At 70.3% G+C, this 1,807-nt stretch carries 1 pseudogene and 1 CRISPR repeat array; the pseudogene reads right to left on the bottom strand.

Annotated features, from left to right (window positions below):
• Positions 1–55: 55 nt before the first annotated feature.
• A CRISPR array of direct repeats spans positions 56–513; the repeat unit is 33 nt; unit sequence GTCGCGCCCCGTGCGGGCGCGTGGGTTGAAACG.
• Between the two features lie 231 nt (positions 514–744).
• Positions 745–1,807 (bottom strand): annotated as a pseudogene (locus AC27KI_RS23990) (ABC transporter permease); the annotation flags it as partial.

Genomic DNA, 1,807 nt, shown 5'->3' with positions numbered 1-1,807 from the left:
GCGGGCGCGTGGGTTGAAACTTCCTGCCGCATGGGGAGGGGGTGGACGCCTTCGTGTCGCGCCCCGTGCGGGCGCGTGGGTTGAAACTCACCGATCACCCGGCGATTGTCTTGCTGCCACGGTCGCGCCCCGTGCGGGCGCGTGGGTTGAAACTCTTTTGTGAGCTACCGGCCGTGGAAAGCTCGCGGGTCGCGCCCCGTGCGGGCGCGTGGGTTGAAACACCCCGAACACCGAGCCATAGCCGGAGAAAAATCCGTCGCGCCCCGTGCGGGCGCGTGGGTTGAAACGATTACGGCTTCAACTGCTGCGACTGCGGCGTCTTGTCGCGCCCCGTGCGGGCGCGTGGGTTGAAACGTCTTGATCGCGGGCGCTGCGTCATCACCCAGCACGTCGCGCCCCGTGCGGGCGCGTGGGTTGAAACGATCTGCTTGGACTTGGACTTGGACTTGGACTTGGACTTGGACTTGCGGCAGGTGAGCCGTCGCGCCCCGTGCCGGCGCGTGGGTTGAAACGATCTAGTGTCCGCTTGATGTTGTAGGCCGCCTGTGTCGGGCCCGTGCGGGCGCGTGGGTTGAAACATGTAGGCCTGCGTCTTGATGACGCCCCATGAGCCGTCGCGCCCCGTGCGGGCGCGTGGGTTGAAACGATGAACCGAACTGGGAGACGGGGAAAAACGTGGGGATCGCGCCGCGTGCAGGCGCGTGGATTGAAACAGGCTCTGAAAAGCCCCCCTCTATCTCCCCCTCACCCCCGGCTCCGCAACGTCCGACTCAACAGCACAACCGGCACCAGCCCCACCGCCACCAGCGCCAACGACGGCAAGGCAGCCTCGCCCAGCCGCTCGTCGCGCGCCAGCTGGTAGGCGACCACGGCCAGGGTGTCGCTGTTGAAGGGCCGCAGCACCATGGTGGCGGGCAGTTCCTTCATCACGTCGACGAACACCAGCAGCGCCGCGGCGGCCGTGGAGCGCTGGAGCAGGGGCCAGTGCACCCGGGCCAGCAGGCCGGCGCCGCCGGCGCCCAGCATGCGGGCGGAGTCGTCCAGGCTGGCGGGAATGCGCGCGTAGCCGCTTTGCATCGACTGCAACGCCACGGCACAGAACCGCACGAGGTAGGCCCACACGATGCCGACCGCCGTGGCGGTGATGATCGACGGCAGGCCCCACTGGGGGGCGGCGGCCTGCAGCCAGCCCACGGGCAGCAGCAGGCCCACGACGATCACGGCGCCGGGCACGGCATACCCCAGGCTGGCCAGCTGCGCCACGCCGCGGGTGAGCGCGCCTGCCCGCCGCCGCACGGCGAAGGCCAGCACCAGGGCGATGGCCACGGCCAGCACGGCGGTGATGCTGCCCAGGCGCACGCTGTTGCCGGCCCACTCCAGAAAGCGCGACCAGGGCAGCACGGACCAGTCGGCCGCCAGGGGCCGCAGCATGAAGGCCACCGGGGCCACGAAGCCGAAGACCACCGGCAGCACGCACACCGCCCAGGCGGCGGCGCAGCCCGAGCCCCTGCAGCCGCTGCGGCTGGGCCTCGGCGGAGCCCGCGCGGCCCGCCCCGCCCGTAGCAAAGCGCATGCGCCGCTGTGCACGCTGCTCCAGTTGCAGCAGCAGCATGACGAGCACGAGCAGGATGGTGGCCAGCTGCGCCGCGGCCAGGCGGTTGTCCATCGACAGCCAAGCCTTGTAGATGCCGGTGGTGAAGGTCTGGATGCCGAAGTAGCTCACCACGCCGAAGTCGGCCAGTGTTTCCATGAGGACCAGCGCCACGCCAGCCGCGACCGCGGGGCGCGCCAGCGGCAGTGCGACCGT

The organism is Acidovorax sp. KPB24-03, assembly GCF_057546605.1.
The sequence above is the reverse complement of the archived record's forward strand: the minus strand, read 5'-3'. Positions and strand labels throughout refer to the sequence as shown.